Source organism: Shewanella pealeana ATCC 700345, assembly GCF_000018285.1.
GTDB lineage: Bacteria > Pseudomonadota > Gammaproteobacteria > Enterobacterales > Shewanellaceae > Shewanella > Shewanella pealeana.
The window spans coordinates 4507504-4525737 of record NC_009901.1; the positions used below are offsets into that span (position 1 = coordinate 4507504).

An 18234-nucleotide genomic window follows, 5' to 3' on the forward strand; every position below is an offset into this window, starting at 1 on the left:
GTGAGGCCCTAATCATTAGTCATATAAAATAATATTAGCTAGAGGTTTTCTTCTGCAAACTCGGCTAAACGAGAACGTACCACCCCATTTAGATAGATGTTTGCGCTGCCATCGAAGTCTTTAAAACGCTCGACGATATAGGTGAGTCCCGAAGTAACCGCGGTTAAATAATTTGAGTCGATCTGCGCCAGGTTACCACTACAAATTAGCTTAGTGCCTTCACCCATTCGAGTGATCATCGTTTTGATCTGTGACGCTGTTAAGTTTTGACACTCATCGAGGATAACCACAGAGTTTTGAATCGAGCGCCCCCGCATAAAGTTAATCGACTTAAACTGAATATTAGCCTTATCCATGATGTAGTTCATGCTGCCACTCGGGTTGACATCATTTTTATGCAGCACCTCTAAAGTGTCGGTGATAGCTGCCAACCAAGGGGTCATTTTCTCCTCTTCGGTGCCGGGTAAGAAACCGATAGACTCGGCAATCTCTGGCGTATTACGGGTGACGATGACCTTTTCGTACTTACCGCGCTCAACCACCAGCTCCAGTGCGGCCGCCATGGCCAGTAGCGTTTTACCACAACCTGCGGGGCCAGTTAAGATCACCAGATCTATCTCAGGATCCAATAAGGCTTGCATCGCCATGCCTTGATAGACGTTCTTAGGTCTTATACCCCAGGCTTCAAGGTTAAGCAGTCTTTCCTGACCGAGATCTAAAAACTTAAGCTCGGTAGGCGTCTTCTCGACGATGCGCCCACAAAACTCACCGCTGTCATCTAATAGGTACTGATTGGTGTAGAACATATCGTCACCGAGCTTATCGAGCGGCACACTATGCACCGTATGGCGACCGTCACTTTCGGTGGTGACATCATCGGTACGCTCCCAGAAATCGCCTTCGAAACGGTGAAAGCCTTTAGTGAGGAAGCGAATATCATCGATCAGTTGGTCGGTACGATAATCTTCTACCTGTTGAATACCCGCACCTTTGGCCTTTAGACGCATATTGATGTCTTTGGTGACCAGAACGACTTTACGGGGTTGGTGTAGCTGTTGTAGATGCAGCGCGGTATTGATGATGCGGTTGTCGTTATTATCACCGGGCATGCTGCCGATGGTGAACTCTATCTGATGGTCGGGGAAAATGGAAAGGGTGCCGGAAACGTCACCATGGTCTTCTCGTCTTGGTAACGGAACTCCCCGCACAATCTGCTCGGGTGTCGTCTGTCCTCCCAAAATATCTTCTAATGCTCTAATCGCCACTCTTGCGTCGCGACTGACGTCTCGTTTTCTATCCTTAATCAAGTCCAGCTCTTCCAGAACTGTCATCGGCACGATTACATCATGTTCCTTAAACGAATATATAGCTAAAGGTTCATGCAGTAATACGTTGGTATCCAGTACAAACAACTTTCTGTCGTCTTGTTCCATGGCGCCTCCAATTGTGCATTCATTTTTTGATTACGAGATCGGTTTAATTCCTTTTGTTGTAAATAAAATGTTAACCACAATCTCATATTGCCACCAATGTTGCTCGGCTTCAATGCTGCCGCCTTCTTTTTGACCAACAAAGCTTGATTCATTAATATCGATAGAATGTGACAGCACTGTGAAACAAAAAAATACTCCACTGCAACTGATTATTTTGTACACTATTATCTCAGATTGGGGTGAATATTAGTGGGTTCAATTTTCAATATGCTCGCGATTGGTATAACATACGCGCCCCTTGTGATTCACCCAGTATATGAGAGTTTTAAATGCCGTTTTCCTTAGGTCAACGTTGGATCAGTGACACCGAATCAGAATTAGGTTTAGGTACCGTAGTTGGAGTTGAAGGTCGCATGGTGACCGTTCTTTTCCCTGCAACTGGCGAGAATAGATTGTTCTCCCGTACAGAAGCCCCACTCACACGTGTTATTTATAACCCAGGTGATACCGTAGAGAGCCACGAAGAGTGGAAGTTGACGGTAACCGAAGTTGAAGAAAAAGATTCACTGATTATTTACCACGGCACCCATAGCGAAACTGGCGAACAAGTTAGCCTGCGCGAAACCTTGTTGAATCACAATATCCGCTTCAATAAGCCACAGGATCGTCTGTTTGCCGGCCAAATAGACCGCTTAGATAGATTCAATGTGCGCTACCAGTGCCAACTGCTACGCAATAAGTTAGCGACATCCGATCTGCTGGGACTGCAAGGGCCACGTGTTGGATTGATCCCGCATCAACAATGGATTGCACACGAAGTCGGTCAACGTTTTGCGCCTCGCGTATTGCTTGCCGATGAAGTAGGTCTAGGTAAGACCATCGAAGCAGGTTTGATTATCCACCAGCAGCTACTGACTGGCCGCGCCGAGCGTATCTTAGTTATCGTGCCTGACACACTGCGTCACCAGTGGTTAGTTGAGATGCTACGCCGCTTTAACTTGCGCTTCTCTGTGTTCGACGAAGATCGCTGTGTCGAGGCTTACGCCGATCACGACAATCCTTTTTATACCGAGCAGCTAGTGATCTGTTCACTGGATCTATTGCGTAAGAAGCGTCGTTTAGATCAAGCCCTAGATGCCGACTGGGATCTAATGGTTGTCGATGAAGCCCATCACTTAGAGTGGTCGGAAGAAGCGCCTAGCCGTGCTTACCAGATCGTTGAAGCATTGAGTGAAGAGATCCCAGGCGTACTGTTGCTAACCGCAACCCCAGATCAATTAGGCCACCAGAGCCACTTTGCGCGTCTGCGTCTACTGGATCCGGATCGTTTCTACGACTATGAAGCCTTCTTAAAAGAAGAAGACAGCTACAAAGACGTCGCGACTGCTGCCGATGCCCTAGCCTCTGGCGAGATACTGTCGGATGAGTCGATAGCCGGTTTAACCCAGCTTCTGGCTGAGAAAGATATCAGCGCGTCAATTACGCTAATTCAAGACGATGCGGCCGATGCTGACAGTCGCTTCCAAGCTCGTGATGAGCTACTGCAAGATCTGCTAGACCGTCATGGTACAGGCCGCGTGCTTTACCGTAACAGCCGTGCGTCGGTAAAAGGCTTCCCTGTGCGTAACTTGCATGTGCATCCACAAAAGATGCCAGAGCAGTATGTTACCGCTTACCGCGTTAGCTCTATGATGAACAAGCATTTAGACACTAATGCTAAAGTTCGCCAAGTATTAAGCCCTGAGAAGATCTACCAAGACTTTGACAGTGGCAGTGCGGCATGGTGGAAGTTCGATCCACGTGTGGATTGGTTGATCGACTTCTTAAAGAACAACCGTAGCAAGAAAGTACTGATTATCGCTAGCCAAGCCGAAACGGCATTGAGCCTAGAAGAAGCCCTGCGTACTCGTGAAGGTATTCAAGCAACTGTCTTCCATGAAGGCATGTCGATCATCGAACGCGATAAGGCTGGAGCCTACTTTGCGCAAGAGTCAGGTGGTGCACAGGCGCTTATCTGCTCTGAGATCGGTTCAGAAGGTCGTAACTTCCAGTTCGCCAGCAACCTAGTATTGTTCGATCTGCCGTTAAACCCAGATCTACTAGAGCAGCGTATCGGTCGTCTAGATCGTATCGGTCAGAAGAACGATGTTGAGATCCACCTACCTTTCTTAGCCAATACCGCGCAAGAAAGATTGATGCAGTGGTATCACCAGGGGCTAAATGCCTTTGAGTGCACCTGCCCAAGTGGTCACATTCTATTTAACGAGTTCTCAGGTGAGCTATTAGAGAGCCTGCTTAATAATGATGAAGCGGTTCTTGAAAGCCTACTCGATGGCACTAAGGCGCGTTATCAAGAGCTGAAAGTGGCGATGGAACAAGGTCGCGATAAACTGCTTGAGATCAACTCTCACGGCGGTGAGCGAGCCAACCAGCTAGTGAAAACTCTAGCGGATAAAGATGAAGATACCCAGCTTATTGGCTCTGTGATCCGTCTTTGGGACATTATCGGTGTCGAGCAAGAAGATAGCGGCGAGAACGCCATCGTATTGCACCCAAGCGAGCACATGATGTTCCCGACATACCCTGGTCTACCTGAAGATGGTATTACCGTGACTTTCGATCGTGAGATGGCACTGTCTCGTGATGATATCGCGCTAATTACTCAGGAGCATCCGTTAGTACAGACGGGGCTTGATCTGATCACTTCATCAGAAACCGGTACCACCAGCGTTGCAGTACTGAAGAACAAGGCGCTGCCAGCGGGCACTATATTCCTTGAGCTTATCTACCTAGCCGATGCATCAGCACCTAAGTCGAGCCAGCTTTACCGTTATTTGCCACCAACACCTATCCGCGTGTTGCTCGATAAAAACGGCAACAACCTGTCTGACAATGTGACGTATGAGAGCTTTAACAAGCAACTCAGTGCGGTTAATCGTCATATCGCCAGTAAGTTGGTCAATGCATCACAAGCTATCTTGCACCCACTTTTTGCTAAGGCAGAGAGCTTTGCGACGACTCAGCTTGAAACCCTTACTGAGTGTGCTCGTGAGAAAATGACTAGCCAACTATCTGGTGAGCTTGAACGCTTGAAGGCGCTAAAAGCGGTTAATCCAAATATTCGTGATGAAGAACTAAGTCACCTAAGCGAACAGATGGCTGAGTTAAACCGTTACTTAGATAGTAGCCAGCTACAACTCGATGCCATTAGACTGGTGTTAGTTAGCCACGCTTAAACTGCACGCTGACATCTGTCCAATCAAAAAAAGCCCTGATGATTCAGGGCTTTTTTATAGCCAAACTTTTTAACCACACTCTACAGCGAAACAGTTATACTGCTTGGCCTTCCTATCTCAGTGGATATGATCACCAGTATGAAGTTCTCAGCCATTTTAGTTCACCCCCTTACTCTTATTAGCCTTATTTGTGGCGCTTTAACTTACATTGGCTCATTTATAGCTTGGGCATCTAACGCCGATTACAGCTACCTTCCCGCTAGTGAGGTCAAGCAGCTACAGGTCGAGAACCAAAGCGTTCCCGCTCTATTACGACCCTGGATAGGCAACAAACAGCTAGGTTTAGCCATTATCGTGCCGGCCTTAGGCGAACACGCCGATGCCCCTGGATTACCCGGCTACCTAAGACGAGAACTAAATGAGGCAGGCTGGGCAACTCTGGCGCTAACGCCCCCTTCACTGCTGGCTAGCAAACCTCCAATTGGGCTAACTGACTCTGAACCTGAGCCTGAGCCTGCTCAACAAAATGTGTCTGCCAACAGTAAACAACTGAATCGTTCGGCTCAATCAACGGCTGCTGCATCGACTACGAGCATCGCACTTAGCGCTCAACAAACTCTGGTGCAGCAGCAACAAGATTTTATGCTCGCCTCCATGGCTCAGCTCGATGCGCTAGGTAAGCATTTTGCAGGCAAACGAATGCTCATTGTTATGGGCGATAGTGCCAACCTAATCATAGAGCTATTAGCCAGCAAACGTTTGCCTATGCCCGATTTGATGGTGATTGTTAATCCCTATAGCGAGCTGGAGTCGGCCAACAAAGCCCTGCCAGAAAAGCTGGCAGCGCTAGCTATTCCGGTATTAGATATTCAATCTAAAGATGGCACTGCGGCATCAATTGCCACTCAAGTGCAGAGAAGAAGCTCAGCGCCTGCTAATGCGCCGACTCGATATAGCCAGCAAGTCTTAGCGCTGGACTTAACCCTTGAGGTGGCTTGGGACAACAGCCTTGAATTAATCGAAGGCTTTGTCAGCAGGATCAATAAAGCCTATCCAAACGGATAGGCTTTATTTATAAAAGTGTCTTGTCCTGAAATGTGTTTACACATTTAGGACTTTATAATGACTACACCAATACCAGCCCGCGTTAAGCGAACACAGCGAGATTATTCGTTAGGCTTTAAATTACAAGTTGTAGCTGCCGTAGAAAAAGGCGATATGACTTATAAACAAGCTCAAACAACCTATGGCATCCAAGGTCGCTCCACGGTACTTACTTGGCTTAGAAAGCACGGTAAGATGGACTGGACTCAACCAGTGAGAATGACTATGCCAAAAACAACTAAAGCTAAAGAAACCCCAGCTCAAAAGATTAAGCGCCTTGAAAAAGAGCTGGAAGATGAGCACTTACGTAATCTATTACTCAATGAAGCCGTTGATATTATTGATGCAGAATATGGAGCTGGCCTTAGAAAAAAGTACTTAGCCAGGGAGCGAGAAGTCTTCAAAAACAGAAAGTAACGAGCTTAAATCGCGCTTGTAAGCTTCTGGGTATAACAAGACAAGCTATCTATCAAAGAGAACGAAGAGCGAATTGTAGAGCAATGGAGTTAGCCCCTGTAAGAGCGATGATACTAGATATCCGTCGGTTTATGCCTCGGATTGGTGGCAAGAAACTCTACTTTTTACTTAAACCTAAGTTCATCGAGAAAGGGATTAAACTTGGGCGCGATAACTTCTTTAGTTACTTGAAAAGTGAAGGCTTGTTAGTCAAACCTAAGCGTAATTATACCAAGACGACTAACAGTAAACATTGGATGAAGAAACATCCAAATTTACTGAAAGAGTTAGTGCCAACAGCACCTGAAGAGGTGTTTGTTAGTGATATAACATATGTGCAATCAGAGCAAGGCATACATTATCTATCATTGGTAACTGACGCGTTCAGTCGTAAAATAATGGGATATGAATTAAGTAATGAAATGAAAGCTACAGACGTAGTCAAAGCGTTAGAAATGACGATAAGTAATCGGCAGTATCAACATCGAGCAGTGCATCACTCAGACAGAGGGTTACAGTATTGCTCTGCCGTTTATCAGTTAGCGTTGCAAAGAAGTGACATCCGCGCATCAATGACCGATGGATATGACTGCTACCAAAACGCACTAGCAGAACGTATAAATGGGATATTAAAGCAAGAGTTTCTATTATCTCCTTGCTGCAACCTTAATGAGTTAAAGCAACTCGTTGAGGAGTCAATTTTTATATACAATGAGCTGAGACCGCACTTAAGCTTGGGTATGAAAACACCTAATCAAGTGCATAAAAAAGACCAGCAGCAGAAGCTACTGGTCTAGTAAAAACCGTCAACCTATTTCAGGACGGGACAAAGCGAAGTATGAAGTTAGTCTTTGCTAAGCTTCAAAGCTCCTGCGATCAATACTACGGTAATGCCCATATAGAGTAGCTCAAGCATAGAAGTTGGTTTCATTTCGGTAAAGAAAGAGAATACCTTAATGATCAGCATCATTAAGATCACCTTACCTAGCTTACTCTTTAATGAATCTATACTGCTAATGATCAGAATTTTACCGCCTGCTTCACTTGTACCGGCACTTTTCAGGTTACTAATAAATAGCTCGTATAAACCAAAAGCAAAGATAAGCAAAACTGCGCCTAATAAGAATGTATCTAAGATCTCCACCACCACCATCACTAGATCATTACGCACTGCATGGCTACCGCTAAATATATAACCCATAATCAGCTCAATCATGTGCACTACATCTCTCAGCCCCATGGCAAAAACGACAAACGCCGCCACAATACATGACAAGACACCAAACATGACCGATAAACGGCTGCTCCAGAGAAAACGTTCAAAAAGTTCACGCATGAGTAATTGAGTTCCAATACTAAAATAAGGAAGCCTTGATAAATGAATGCAAAGTAATAGCTCACTCATCAAAACCTTAGAATAGGCGGGAGTGTAGAATAAGCCCTTGCCTACTACAGAAAATTCACAACAATTCGTGAACCTGGTCACACTTCATCATCTTAGCTAAAAATTACCAGCCTGATTGCCTGTTTCTATAAGTTTTATCTGGTTTCTTAGTCTGTCTTAATGCTGCAATCACTCGATTTTTTCCCAATAATAAGCGCACCTGATACCAAGACTCACGCCCTAACAGCAGTCGAACGGGAGCCGACCAACTCTTATTTATACTGCGCTTAATTGCCGCATTGGCATCGGGAGAGGTTTGCGATAACTTACTCGCCAATTTGCTAGCTGCGGCCATAGGATTATCTTCCACAGCCGTAATCAAATTCATGGATAAGGCCTTTTCAGCAGAGATAACATCTGCCGACATTGTTAACATAAGCGCCTGATCTTTTGGCATTAACTCTCGCAAGCCCGCTAAGCCAGCCATATCAGGCACGAGCCCCCATTTAGCTTCCATTATCGACATCTTGCAATCTGGTGCAGCGATTCTAAAATCGGCACCTAAGACTATTTGCATGCCGCCGCCATAACAAATCCCCTCTAGCACCGCGATAACGGGAACGGGTAATCGTCGCCATCCTATAGAAACGCGCTGGGCGAGATTGGCGTTACCAGGAAGAAACTTAAACAGTAATTTAACCGCGTCTAACGGCGAGCTCATCACACTTTTTACATCCAAGCCTGAGCTGAAATTACCACCTTCACCAAAAAGCACTACGGCAGTAAGCGTTTTGTCTCGCGCTAGTGTTTTTATGCAGCGATCAATCTGCTTAAAAAGCTCGTAATTCAATGCATTATACTTATCTGGCCGATTAAGACTCACAAAAGCAATGCCATTCTCCTTGGTAATACGTACTAAATCATCAGTCATATTCGCGTCCTTCCTTGCCAAGTGGTCTGTCCAGAAAGCAAAGTTAACACATTTGGAATATTTCGTTAATAGCTATAACATACGTAGGAATTATGACATTGGTCATTTTTTTGTCGTCAAATAAGACTTTCTATTGGAAAGTTGATATTTAAAGCCGTAGCGCATCCCTTTCTCATAATGGATAATGTGACAAGGATTTCAAACCGCGGCAATAAGCGAGCGTTTAAGCTAGCCGTGAGTAACTAACAATGGATAAATAGGAAACAATATTAACAATGTCGCTGCCGATATTAATTTGTGATGATTCTGCGTTAGCCAGAAAACAGATGGCACGCACGCTTCCTAAAGATTGGGATGTCGATATCACCTATGCAACCAATGGCTTAGAGGGAATGGAGGCGATTCGTGAAGGCAAAGGGGAAGTGGTCTTTCTCGATCTGAACATGCCGGTAATGGATGGTTACCAAGTCTTAGAAGCTATTCAGAAAGAAGATCTGCCTGCGCTGGTTATTGTGGTTTCTGGTGATATTCAGATTAAGGCTCACGAGCGAGTCAGAAGTCTAGGCGCCCTCGACTTTATTCAAAAGCCTGTTAGTGCCGATGCGATTAGCCATATTCTGCAAGAATACGGCATCTTGGAATTAGCTCAGGGTGTTGAGCACAACCAAGCCCCCATGATCCAAGTCGATCTGCGTGACGCCTGCCAAGAGGTCGCTAACATCGCCATGGGCCGCGCCGCTGATCTACTCTCCAAGCTATTAAACGTCTTTGTAAAACTGCCTATTCCAAACGTTAATGTACTTGAAGTGAGCGAGCTCACCATGACGCTGAAGGCGACCGAAGAACAGAGTACGGTATCGGCGCTGTGCCAAGGCTTTATTGGTGCCGGTGTGGCCGGAGAAGCGCTATTACTCTTCCATGACTCTTCATTTCAAGATATGGCTAAGCTAATGAAGCTTGAAAACCCAGAAGATGAAGAGACTGAAGTCGAAGTCATGATAGACACGGCCAATGTGCTGATTGGCGCCTTTCTGAATGGGATATCAGAACAGCTACATATGAAGTTCAGCCAGAGCCACCCCGTTGTGCTTGGCAGGCATTGCAGCGTCAATAACCTGATCAGCGACAACTCCGATAAATGGAGCCGCACATTGGCGATGGAGATCAATTACCGCATCGAAGATCATGATATTCAGTGTGATTTATTACTACTGTTTACCGAAGACTCGCTGCCCACACTCAATTATAAGCTCGGCTACTTGCTGGATTAAGATGGATACAAATACAGATCTAACTGCAATGAACGAACTCCACTGGCTAATCGATATGGTGCAAACCATAGAGGTAGGCTTAGTCGTGCTCGATCGTGATTACAACATCCAGCTGTGGAATGGTTTTATGGAAAACCACAGTGGCGTAGCCCCTAATTCAATTAAAGGCAAAAACCTGTTTGAGCAGTTTGATTACCTGCCAGCTACGTGGCTGAAGCAGAAAATGGAGTCGGTTTACCTATTAAAGAACCGAGCCTTTATCAGCTGGGAACAGAGACCCTTTGTGTTCCAGTTCAAGAACTATCGGCCGATTACTGGCAGAGCGGACTTCATGTATCAAAACGTCACTCTGCTGCCGCTGTCATCACTCACTGGTGAAGTGACCCATATCAGTATGATCGTCTATGACGTCACCGACGTTGCGATCAATAAACTACAGCTAAAGTCGGCCAATGAACGCTTTGAGCATTTAAGCCAGATAGATGGACTGACTCAGCTATTTAATCGCCGTCATTGGGAACAGTGCTTACAGAAGGAGTTCGATCGCCATGCTCGCTATGGCAGTGACACCAGCTTAGTGATGCTCGATATCGATCACTTCAAGTCGATCAATGACACCTACGGTCATCAAGCAGGCGATAAAGTCCTTCAAAACGTGTCACACCTAATTAAAAAATCACTGCGTGAAACCGATTGCGCAGGGCGTTATGGCGGCGAAGAGTTTGGTGTAGTGCTAGCCAATACCCCTGCGGCTAATGCACGATTCTTTGCCGAACGTTTGCGAAAGAAACTCGAACAATTAGAGATCTGCTATGAAGAACACATCATTAAGATCACTGTGAGCTTAGGCATATGCGAAATCAAGCCTGAAATCATGGATAGTGATACTTGGCTGTCATTAGCCGACCAAGCCCTTTATCAGGCGAAAGAAGCTGGCCGCAACTGCACTATCGCTCACGAGTAATACCAATCAATATAAATTACTCATGGGCTATAGAAGACGCTAGAAACAAAAATGCCCATCATCTAGATGGGCATTTTTGTTGGTAAGCTTATGAGCGAAAACTAGTGCAGTTCTTCATCTTCATAATCGTCTTCATCTTCGTCTCTGACTTCTTCGCCATTTTCGTCGATGAAATAAGTGCCCCAACCGTCATAATCAATCTTCTGCTTAGCCGCTAAAGTGATCATTTTCTCGCAAGCTTCATCTAGAAGATCAGTCTCTAGTTCATGACTTGCAACTGCATCGAAGCAGTAGATCACAGAGCCATCTTCTAGCTCCATCTCTTCGGCGTCATTAACTTCATAGCCTAGCTTGAATGCATCGACAGCCGCTTTTTCTAAACGATCGAAGTTGGTCGATGAAAAGTGATGCTCGATTGTGTACTCGGCATCCGGTAATGAACCATCGGCAAGAATCGCTTCAACGATCTCACGGTTTTCTTGTTTCTGTTCGTTTAACTGACGTTCAATAGACATCGAAGACTCCTCAAAAATTTCGCGATCGATTATACCGCTTTAGTCATTAATGCAGAAGCTTCTTGGTTCAACTGTGACAACTTTTCCGACATCAAAGTATGAATCCGCTTAGAAAGTTCTTTCACTTGCGTCTTGTCGATACCCGTCGTTTCAATCGGATCCATCATTTCGATGATCACCACACCATTGTTCCAACGGTTTAGCTTGATATGGCTCTGATTAGAAGCCAGCACAGGCACCATAGGCACACCAGCCGCTATCGCGGTATAGAAAGCGCCGGCTTTAAATGGCAATAACCCTTTACCACGAGAGCGCGTGCCTTCAGGGAAAATCCACACTGACAAACACTTATCTTTAATCTTATTCGCCGTCGCCGCCATAGTGTCAAACGCCTTACTGCGGTTTTTACGATCGATCAAGATATTGCCTGACAACCAGTAGATCTGCCCAAATAATGGCATCCAGGCTAGGCTCTTCTTGCCTAAGCTTACCGTGCCTTTTGGCACAACAGCAGTATGGGTGAACATATCGAAATTATTCTGATGGTTCGCAAGGAAAATGCACGGCTTATCGCCCTGCTGTTGAGAGTTACGTACAATGACTTTGATACCCAATACAGGTGCGGCCCAAGAAAATACTTTGGCGAACATGTGTACGTTGTCTCGATGACGAGGACGTAAAATACAAGCTAAGCCACCGATAATAAAGGCTAATAGCAGCATGATAGACAAGATCAAACATCTAAGGATTAACAGCACTATAATCTCCCGCGATTTAATTGGCGCCAGTATATCACCAACTAAGTGCGACTCAATATAAATACGACTTCATTCAAATGAACATAAGTTTACACGTGTAGCCTGAAGGTAGACTAACGGTGATTCAAACTGCGCGACTCTAGCTGACATAGCTTAAGTGAACTTTAATTTCGCGCAGATTTAGCCGCAGATTTTAGCTTAGTTCCTTTATCCATAAGGTCTGACCTGACCATAATACCAATCAGTATACTGCTAGTTCCTCAATTCATTTTCCAAAGCCGAGTATCTGGCTTTCAGATGCAGCATCAATCTAAATAGTATTGCCGTCACCGCTAAGGTTGCCACTATGGCTGCGCCGCTTGGAAGATCTAGACTCGCAGACAAGACTAACCCCGCGACATACCCCACTAAGCCGACTAAATAGGCCCAGCCCAGCTTAAAACGTCCACTGAAGTGATTCACCGCGAGCGCAGGCAAGATCAAGCTACTAAACACCAGATATACACCGACTAATTCGACAGACAGAGTGATCACCACTGCGAAGAGCAGGTAAAAAGCTCGGCCCTCGAGTAAGGAGGGGCGATAAATCAGCGCTAGTAATATCGCCGAGTAGATACAGGCTGGCAGAATTAACTGACCCCAGCTTACCCATAAGATCTGGCCAGACATCAGCTGCTTGAGCATCTCTGCGCCATGGGGGTCGTTAGACAGCAGCAACATGGCAGCCACGGCTGCAAGCACATAGAAACAACCGATTATCGCTTCCAATTCATCAGCCATCCGCTTAGACAGCCAAGCGATGAAAGCAGCTCCCGCGATAGCAAATAGCGCAGGCATCCACACATTGGAAAATGGCAGGGCTTCTATGTCGTGATTTAAGTGGCCGACGATCGCACCTAGTGCGGCGACCTGAGCAATCGCCAGATCGATAAAGATAATGCCTCGCTTTAAAACCTGTTGCCCTAAGACAACATGAGTGGATAACACCAAGATCCCCGCTACGAAAGCAGGCAGCAAGATAGAGAGTAGATCGAGATCAAACATAGGTAATGACTCTTATCATAATTGATAAATCTAAAGCGGAACCCTTAATTGGGATCCGCCCTATTGATGCCTAATCTTGACCGATTAGGCTGCATTGCAATTAACGATTACTATTGCGCACTCAGCAATAGATCGATAGCGCTGTCGTAAAGTGTAAACAGATCGACGCTCTGCTCGTTACCTCCAACCGACATTGGCAATACTAGCACTGGAAGATCCGATCGCTCTGCTAACCACTCGGCGCCGCGCTCGCTCTGATATGAGGCGATGACGATCGCCAATATATCGCCCTGTTTAGCTCGGTTTAACAAGCTTGCTAGATGGGAACTGCTCGGCGGGATCCCAGGCTTTGGCTCAAGATCCGCAACCTGCTCTAGCCCTAGCCAATTAAATAAGTATTTAAAGCTAGAGTGATAGGCGATCACTTTACTGCCTTGTAAAGCTTGTGCCTTAGCCTCCCATTTAGGGATCGCTGCCTGCCAACGCTCGCTAAAGTTTATCAGTGCCGCTTGGTAATCTAGCTTCGATTCTGGATCGAGCTGAATAAGCTTGTTGGTTAAACTTTCAGCCACCAGCAGCAAACGATTGGGATCGAAATGCAGATGCGGATTGCCTTTTGCGTGTACATCACCCATAGAGCGATCCACAGAGGCAAGCTGATCCAGTGTGTCGATCTGTTCAGCCGCAAAGAACAAGCCTTGATCCGTCGATCGCACCTTAGCGTTTGCCGACTTCATCTGCAGCATAGGTAGCCAACCGATCTCTAGATCTGCTCCAGCGCAGATAGCCAGATCTGCCTGACGCATCTTAGCGATCAAACTTGGGCGAGCCTGAACCTGATGCGGATCTTGCATCGCCGTAGTGGCCGAATAGATCTTAGCGTCCGGTGCCAGCTCTTTCGCTAATGCAGCGTATTCAGGCTCACAAGCAAAAATATTTAAACCTGCAACCGCGTTGTTGGTCACACCGAGTGCGAATGCAAGTGTGAGGGCTTTTGCCCCTCTCGATAAAAACCGCTTAGAATTGATGCGCACCGTGAGCCCCCAGAGTCATGACATATTGTAGAGTGATGATGTTGTCATCTTCGAAGCCATCAAAGTTCGTGCCTTGTTGGTTGGTATACTGCAAACGCACGGTAGAGAAGTGACTGTGATGCCAAGCTAGGCTCACCTCAGTCTCTTTTAGCTTCTGCGGATCGAAGTGATCGCCATGCATCATTTGGGTATCGGCTTGGCCGTAACGTAGACCCGCCGACCAATGAGGCGACAACTGATAAACGCTGCTTAAATACCAGCCTTCTTGATAGTCTTTGCCTTCATCGCCATGCTCCTCGTGAGCATCATGTTCCTCTAGCGGCTTAAAGTCGGTAACACGGAAGTATTCTCCACTTAGAGTTAAATGCTGATATTTATAGTTACCATTAGGCGCCCACTTATAAACAAAGTCAGCGACATAGGTATTTTCACCCGTGTACTGCGCGCTGTGACTATGGTCATGATCGTGGTCATCTTGCACTTCAACATGCTCGTGCTCATCGGCCGTCATACGACCATTCTCGTTACGCAAGTAACTTAGACCCGCTTGCCAAGAGCCGTTAGCACCGACATCGCCACCAATTTTAGTAAAGGCGGTATACACACCCAAATTTTCATACTCACGCTCGCCGTGCTCGTCGGCGGCGCGCATGTTGTCACCCTTAAAAGCCTCAACACCCATGGTCCAATACAGATCCGTTGGTGCTACATAGCTCAAACGCACACCATCATCGAAATAGTGGCTGCCTAAAAATGCGCGGTAAGCCGCAGGTCTATCTGAGAACGAATCTGTATGTACGTGCTGATTGTTCAAGTAACCAATATCCGACAAGAAGCGGCCGGCGCGAATTGAGAAGCCACCTGGCATGGCTAAGGTCTGAATGAAGGCTTCTTCTAAACCAAGCTCAGTTTCACCGTCATGCATCTCGACCACGGCCGTCAATTTACCGTAGAACATATCGTCGATATTGGCACTCATGGCCAATTCGGTATGGCCCAGACCAAAGCCTTCGACTCGCTCTGACATGGGGCGTTCGCCACTTTGGTAATAGCCATCGAGCACAGCACTAATTGCTGGGTTGGTCAGGCTAGGATCGCTTGCTAGTGCTTGAGTTGAAACCAGCGCGCACGCTGCCGCTACGCCTGTAAGACGCATAGTTGAAATAGTCATTTTTTCTCCGAAATACAGCTAAGTCTTCCCCGTGGGAATACTATGAAAATTCTTAATCAGTGTTGTTAGTGAAGAACTAGGCTGAAGCGGGAGGGGCGCGGCTGTTAAAGAAACTCACATGACGTGAGTTAGACTGTGGAAGGATGTACTCTTGGCTTTCAACTCCCTGAAGCTCAACATCAATATGAAGCTCACAGCTAGGCAGCAGGTTATTGACCTGGTGTTGGTGATAACACAGAGTACAATGGTTTTTAGCGCCATCGTCCAAATGACTCAGACTATGAGCGGACGCTGCAAATGACAGACACAGGAATACGGCAATAAGCCCCATTACCAGTTTCAGCTTTACGCTACTCATTCGAATCACAGTGTTAACCTTTTGTGTTAAAACACGACAAGTTTATGTGGATGAAAATTGAAGTCAAGCCTTGATGTGAACGAAGGTTACAAACTGTTTGTGAAGCAGATCACCTAAACTTGAATAGCATTTAATACTGTCTTAAGCTCTAACATCTAATATTGCTAGCGTGAAATGATATCCATAGTGATATTAAACAAGAGTTTATATTTTATTAAGGCGCAAATATCATGCTTGAAGTAATTCGTAAGAACTTAAAGTTTATCATCATGACAACGCTATTTTTTGTTGCGATACTCGGCGGTATTTACTACGTGGAAGCTGCACTAGAAGCACAAGTTCAAGTTATTGACTAAATACCTGCTCTCAGCAAAGTAACCACACAGCGTCTCTCTGATGGCCTAACACCATCAGAGTGTATGTCTGGTAACCACGGTTAACGATACTTTTTTAGATGCTCGCTGTTATCAACAATCTCAACTTCTGGCGCTTGCCTTACTTTCAGGTTGTCCATGATATGACTCACCAACATCAGTAAAATTGCAAAAATAGCTACAGGTATACCAATATTTCTTACCTCAGTATCGAAATAGCTCCACGCAAATAGCACTGCGCCGGTATAAAAGCTAATAATTTTAATCCAAGATAAAATCACACTTTTTCCTAACCATGCCTGACAAAATGGGCATTGGATCTCGGTGCTTAGCCCTTTCCCTCTTTGGTTATCAATTTTATCTATCGCAAATGATTTAGAACAATGGGCGCATATCACTAGAGCAGCCTCTCTTAAGCTATGGATCGGATCGTTTGAACCCAATATTGGGCGAAAAAGTTTAGCAGATTTCGTCCAGTATTCGTTATTTTGTTTATCACTATTTCAATAACGAATCGACAGTTTTCCAATGCCGTAATATTATTACTTAATCTTGGGAACTATCGGACACAGCAAATGCATAAAATGCTCCCCCAAATTTTAATGCTTATTCTAAGCTTATGCTCATTTACAGCAGCGGCTGAGAATACAGAATTAACTAATAATTTAAATAAAATCCAAAGCCTTATTGATAATGATGTCAAAGCACTACCAAGCACTAAAGGCGAAATTAAGAGTTTTCTGGAATATCGCATAGGTCGCAATGCAGCTTTACTTCAGGACACCTTGAAGGAGCAAGTAGAAAAAACCGATCCAGATTTCGCTTTCCTAAAGCCTTATATTGTTAAGCAGTTAGCCTTTACTAATGAAGTAGAAGCTTACTTTGAAAAGCAGAAAGCCAGCCTGATGAGTCAAGTCGGTAGCGGTAGCGACAATAAAGTCATGGTTGGCCTAATGCAGATCCAGCGTGAGCAGGATAAGCTATTCACTGCAGAAAAAAGCCTATTAAACTGGGCCCAAAAGGCAGGAATCGATACCGACGCACAAACTAAAACCTTTATCGCGACCCTGATTACTCGTGCCGATGATCTCAATAGCTTCGTCTACTACAACCAAGAGCGCCTCACTCAAGCTGTAGCCGATGTTCAAGTTGCGGGTACCGATGTTAGCGCCGAGCAGAAGTCTCTTGTGGTAGACCTAAAAGAGCGCTTAGAACAGAGCTCTACTAGTCTTTCCACTACCATAGAGCTGCTCGATAGCTTGGACCAAGATACAGCTCTCTATAAGCAAACTCTGTTTAGCATTTCTGGTGATATCACCCAAGATGTTTTGAACTTAGATGTTGCCAGCAGCTTATTGTCTGAGTGGATGACTATCGCTAAGAATCAAGCGATGGAAAATGGTGCCAGCATTCTATTTAAGCTAATTATCTTCTGCCTTATCCTGTTCCTATCTAGCCTAGTCGGCAAGGTCGTTAAAAGTGTGGTGCAGAAGACGGTCAGCAACTCTAAGCTTAAATTTAGCATGCTGCTGCAAGACTTCTTTATCTCACTCTCGGGTAAAGCGGTTTTCGCACTCGGTCTATTGATTGCCCTATCTCAACTTGGCTTTGAACTGGCGCCACTGCTTGCCGGTTTCGGTATTGCCGGTGTAATTATTGGTTTTGCTTTGCAAGATACACTGTCTAATTTCGCTTCAGGCATGATGATCTTGATCTACCGTCCGTTCGACGTCGGTGATCTTATCAACGCAGGCGGCGTCACCGGTCGTGTCAGTCATATGAGCTTAGTATCGACCACGATTAAGACACTAGATAACCAGAGACTTATCGTGCCAAACAATAAGATCTGGGGCGACACCATCAATAACATTACCGTTGAGCATCAGCGTCGTGTGGATATGACCTTTGGTATTGGCTATGGCGATAATATCGAGCACGCAGAAAAAGTGCTTCACGATATCGTAATGGCGCACCCTCTAGTGCTTAAAGATCCAGAACCTATGATCAAGCTACATACCTTAGGTGAGTCTTCGGTGGACTTTATTGTTCGTCCTTGGGCTAAGCCTGAAGATTACTGGGATGTATACTGGGATATCACTCGCACGGTTAAAATGCGCTTCGACGCCGAAGGCATTAGCATTCCGTTCCCACAGCGCGATGTGCATATCTATCAAACGGCTATAGAGAAGTAACTCTTAAAG

Annotated in this window: 17 protein-coding genes; 7 read left to right on the forward strand and 10 right to left on the reverse strand. The window is 45.6% G+C overall.

All coding sequences use genetic code 11. From position 1 onward, the window contains the following. Positions 1-38 precede the first annotated feature (38 nt). Positions 39-1433, reverse strand: a complete 1395-nt coding sequence (locus SPEA_RS19470) for a PhoH family protein (protein ID WP_012156898.1) — start codon at positions 1431-1433, stop codon at positions 39-41. Between the two features lie 329 nt (positions 1434-1762). Here SPEA_RS19470 and rapA point away from each other — a divergent pair, with 329 nt between their 5' ends. The 3 genes from rapA to SPEA_RS22890 all read left to right on the forward strand — a co-directional run bounded on the left by rapA (position 1763) and on the right by SPEA_RS22890 (position 7026). Beyond that, a complete protein-coding gene (gene rapA, locus SPEA_RS19475) occupies positions 1763-4669 on the forward strand; it encodes an RNA polymerase-associated protein RapA (RefSeq protein WP_012156899.1) in 2907 nt (968 codons plus the stop codon). A 138-nt stretch (positions 4670-4807) separates the two neighbouring features. Then, positions 4808-5734, forward strand: coding sequence for a DUF3530 family protein (locus tag SPEA_RS19480; RefSeq protein WP_150102253.1), 927 nt, complete (start codon positions 4808-4810; stop codon positions 5732-5734). A gap of 57 nt (positions 5735-5791) precedes the next feature. Next, positions 5792-7026 (forward strand): IS3-like element ISSpe1 family transposase gene (locus tag SPEA_RS22890; RefSeq protein ID WP_086024287.1). Its coding sequence is split into 2 segments (ribosomal slippage): positions 5792-6149 and positions 6149-7026, totalling 1236 coding nucleotides; the frame shifts between segments, so codons are not numbered across the junction. A 47-nt stretch (positions 7027-7073) separates the two neighbouring features. Here SPEA_RS22890 and SPEA_RS19495 read toward each other — a convergent pair. Both SPEA_RS19495 and SPEA_RS19500 read right to left on the reverse strand, forming a co-directional pair. After that, positions 7074-7565: a YqhA family protein gene (locus SPEA_RS19495; protein WP_041411114.1), complete on the reverse strand. Its 492-nt coding sequence runs from the start codon at positions 7563-7565 to the stop codon at positions 7074-7076. Between the two features lie 172 nt (positions 7566-7737). Continuing rightward, positions 7738-8544, reverse strand: coding sequence for a crotonase/enoyl-CoA hydratase family protein (locus tag SPEA_RS19500; RefSeq protein ID WP_012156902.1), 807 nt, complete (start codon positions 8542-8544; stop codon positions 7738-7740). A gap of 275 nt (positions 8545-8819) precedes the next feature. Here SPEA_RS19500 and SPEA_RS19505 point away from each other — a divergent pair, with 275 nt between their 5' ends. Beyond that, a complete protein-coding gene (locus SPEA_RS19505) occupies positions 8820-9815 on the forward strand; it encodes a response regulator (protein ID WP_012156903.1) in 996 nt (331 codons plus the stop codon). Position 9816: 1 nt separating this feature from the next. Further along, a complete protein-coding gene (locus SPEA_RS19510) occupies positions 9817-10779 on the forward strand; it encodes a GGDEF domain-containing protein (RefSeq protein WP_012156904.1) in 963 nt (320 codons plus the stop codon). Positions 10780-10880: 101 nt separating this feature from the next. Here the strand turns inward: SPEA_RS19510 and rraB are convergent, their stop codons facing one another. The 6 genes from rraB to SPEA_RS22895 form a co-directional block, all read right to left on the reverse strand. Further along, complete coding sequence (rraB, locus tag SPEA_RS19515) at positions 10881-11294, reverse strand: ribonuclease E inhibitor RraB (RefSeq protein WP_012156905.1); 414 nt, start codon at positions 11292-11294, stop codon at positions 10881-10883. Between the two features lie 29 nt (positions 11295-11323). Beyond that, on the reverse strand, positions 11324-12052 hold the full coding sequence (locus SPEA_RS19520) for a 1-acylglycerol-3-phosphate O-acyltransferase (protein WP_012156906.1): 729 nt from the start codon (positions 12050-12052) through the stop codon (positions 11324-11326). A gap of 252 nt (positions 12053-12304) precedes the next feature. Next, the gene (locus SPEA_RS19525) at positions 12305-13096 is read right to left on the reverse strand and encodes a metal ABC transporter permease (RefSeq protein ID WP_012156907.1); all 792 of its coding nucleotides are present in this window, start codon (positions 13094-13096) and stop codon (positions 12305-12307) included. Between the two features lie 110 nt (positions 13097-13206). Beyond that, a complete protein-coding gene (locus SPEA_RS19530; RefSeq protein ID WP_012156908.1) occupies positions 13207-14130 on the reverse strand; it encodes a metal ABC transporter solute-binding protein, Zn/Mn family in 924 nt (307 codons plus the stop codon). Further along, on the reverse strand, positions 14114-15301 hold the full coding sequence (locus SPEA_RS19535) for a membrane protein (protein ID WP_012156909.1): 1188 nt from the start codon (positions 15299-15301) through the stop codon (positions 14114-14116). The genes SPEA_RS19530 and SPEA_RS19535 overlap by 17 nt, the downstream gene beginning before the upstream one ends. A 76-nt stretch (positions 15302-15377) precedes the next feature. Further along, on the reverse strand, positions 15378-15659 hold the full coding sequence (locus SPEA_RS22895) for a hypothetical protein (protein WP_012156910.1): 282 nt from the start codon (positions 15657-15659) through the stop codon (positions 15378-15380). Between the two features lie 230 nt (positions 15660-15889). On the opposite strand from SPEA_RS22895, the gene SPEA_RS23460 reads away from it, so the two are divergent. Then, positions 15890-16015, forward strand: coding sequence for a hypothetical protein (locus tag SPEA_RS23460; RefSeq protein WP_259650767.1), 126 nt, complete (start codon positions 15890-15892; stop codon positions 16013-16015). An 80-nt stretch (positions 16016-16095) separates the two neighbouring features. On the opposite strand, the gene SPEA_RS19540 is transcribed toward SPEA_RS23460, so the two are convergent. Next, on the reverse strand, positions 16096-16314 hold the full coding sequence (locus SPEA_RS19540; RefSeq protein ID WP_223296534.1) for a hypothetical protein: 219 nt from the start codon (positions 16312-16314) through the stop codon (positions 16096-16098). A 294-nt stretch (positions 16315-16608) separates the two neighbouring features. On the opposite strand from SPEA_RS19540, the gene SPEA_RS19545 reads away from it, so the two are divergent. Then, entirely contained in the window at positions 16609-18225 is a 1617-nt protein-coding gene (locus SPEA_RS19545; protein WP_012156912.1) for a mechanosensitive ion channel family protein, read from the forward strand. Positions 18226-18234: the final 9 nt, after the last annotated feature.

What these genes read in the sequence shown, in the direction of transcription:
- SPEA_RS19470 (WP_012156898.1), bottom strand. Translation starts at nt 1,433, where the DNA reads ATGGAACAAGACGACAGAAAGTTGTTTGTACTGGATACCAACGTATTA.
- rapA (WP_012156899.1), top strand. Translation starts at nt 1,763, where the DNA reads ATGCCGTTTTCCTTAGGTCAACGTTGGATCAGTGACACCGAATCAGAA.
- SPEA_RS19480 (WP_150102253.1), top strand. Translation starts at nt 4,808, where the DNA reads ATGAAGTTCTCAGCCATTTTAGTTCACCCCCTTACTCTTATTAGCCTT.
- SPEA_RS19495 (WP_041411114.1), bottom strand. Translation starts at nt 7,565, where the DNA reads ATGCGTGAACTTTTTGAACGTTTTCTCTGGAGCAGCCGTTTATCGGTC.
- SPEA_RS19500 (WP_012156902.1), bottom strand. Translation starts at nt 8,544, where the DNA reads ATGACTGATGATTTAGTACGTATTACCAAGGAGAATGGCATTGCTTTT.
- SPEA_RS19505 (WP_012156903.1), top strand. Translation starts at nt 8,820, where the DNA reads ATGTCGCTGCCGATATTAATTTGTGATGATTCTGCGTTAGCCAGAAAA.
- SPEA_RS19510 (WP_012156904.1), top strand. Translation starts at nt 9,817, where the DNA reads ATGGATACAAATACAGATCTAACTGCAATGAACGAACTCCACTGGCTA.
- rraB (WP_012156905.1), bottom strand. Translation starts at nt 11,294, where the DNA reads ATGTCTATTGAACGTCAGTTAAACGAACAGAAACAAGAAAACCGTGAG.
- SPEA_RS19525 (WP_012156907.1), bottom strand. Translation starts at nt 13,096, where the DNA reads ATGTTTGATCTCGATCTACTCTCTATCTTGCTGCCTGCTTTCGTAGCG.
- SPEA_RS19535 (WP_012156909.1), bottom strand. Translation starts at nt 15,301, where the DNA reads ATGACTATTTCAACTATGCGTCTTACAGGCGTAGCGGCAGCGTGCGCG.
- SPEA_RS22895 (WP_012156910.1), bottom strand. Translation starts at nt 15,659, where the DNA reads ATGAGTAGCGTAAAGCTGAAACTGGTAATGGGGCTTATTGCCGTATTC.
- SPEA_RS23460 (WP_259650767.1), top strand. Translation starts at nt 15,890, where the DNA reads ATGCTTGAAGTAATTCGTAAGAACTTAAAGTTTATCATCATGACAACG.
- SPEA_RS19545 (WP_012156912.1), top strand. Translation starts at nt 16,609, where the DNA reads ATGCATAAAATGCTCCCCCAAATTTTAATGCTTATTCTAAGCTTATGC.